Annotated in this window: 1 pseudogene; it reads right to left on the reverse strand. The window is 38.5% G+C overall.

The window, feature by feature from the left end:
- A pseudogene (locus tag AMDU4_RS12015) lies at positions 1-1,495 on the reverse strand (hypothetical protein); the annotation flags it as partial.
- Between the last annotated feature and the right edge of the window lie 7 nt (positions 1,496-1,502).

The following is a 1,502-nucleotide window of genomic DNA, read 5'->3' on the forward strand; positions in this document are numbered from 1 at the left end:
TGAAGAATCCTATCTTTCGAACCAATTTTGCAAATGACTTTACATCATTAGTGGAATCCAGAAAACGTGAGAAATCAACTTCTAGATCATTATCACATGGAACGTAATTGAATATACATCTTGTTGCTTGGTATACCTTCTTTGTCCATACAAAAGGTTGAGTATCTGATAATCTTATCCTGTCGAATATTGTTGCTTCTCTAACTGTGAATGCTAAGTCTTTTAAGTTATCAACAAAGGTCTTAATCAGTTTGTCTTGTAGTTCAGGTTCACTGATTTGGAACAATACACGAGGATCTTCGAGATTTACTTCCTGATCGAAAAGTCTCTTCTCTATATACTCTTTCACAATGGGATACAGATCAGCGAACATGTTGGATAGGTTGAGTTCCTTGAGTATTCGTCCTGTGTAAAAAGCGATAACACTTTTCACATCTTGTGGTACTGGAAGATCCCAATTCCTCTCAACCTTTACTGCTCCAGTAACCATGTCAACTGCCTTATATGTGGTTTTAAAGACCTTATTTTCCAGTTTTACATTTAGTGATGGTATCTTATCAAGGGTATGCTCATCAATCTCGAATTCTCTGACAGTAATTGCTGGTGTAAGAATTGGGATTTCTAAATCGAATTGCTTCTTATCCATATCTACGAATATGGTCGTTACATTGACCTGATTGCCGAGATTCGTTGTGCCGAATGTGATATTCTCGTTCTTCTCCAGTTCTTCGATAATTTGCATTAAACCTGGAGGGCCAATTACCTCCAGCACGTTCACAAAATCATTTACGCTCGCATTCTCATCTGGGAACATTTTCCTGAGGCCTCTTCCAATTACCTGCTCTGGAAGAACGTTTCTCTCTGATGTGTAAGATCTTAGACCAACGATCACATTGACATTTCGTACATCCCAGCCTTCGTTTAGCATCATGGTGCTGACTATAACTTCATAGGTATTTTCATCACTGTCAACTGTCTGAGCAAATTTTCTTGCCTCCTCTATATCAGATTTTGCCACCTCTCCTGTACTATCTGTATGTATCAATAGGATTTTTCCTGACAACTGTGGAAGTTTTTCCAGATATTCTTTTAGTTGGTCTGCCTGCTTGTTATCTGGGCACTGGAAAAACAGTATAGGTTTCTTATTAAGCTTTACCAGAGCGTCCTTATACTCCTGCCATCTCTTGATACCTGCCTCTATCCATGCTCTATAACGTTCAACAACGTTTGTTGATGTTATTTCAGTGGCGCTTTGTACTATACCTTTCAGAGGTCTCTTGACTATGTTCATCTCTATTGCTTCTTTCAAGGTGAAATCAACGATCAACCATGGGAACAATGCACCGTTCTCGCCTCTGGGTGTTGCAGAAAAATCTAATTCGGAGTTAAAGCCTTTGCCATAACTTGACTCAAGTGATTTGTGGAGATCTATAAGGATCTGTTTCCATCTCTTTTCATAGTTGTATATGTGATGAGCCTCATCCTTCAATATCATTATATTT

Source organism: Ferroplasma sp. Type II (assembly GCF_000496155.1).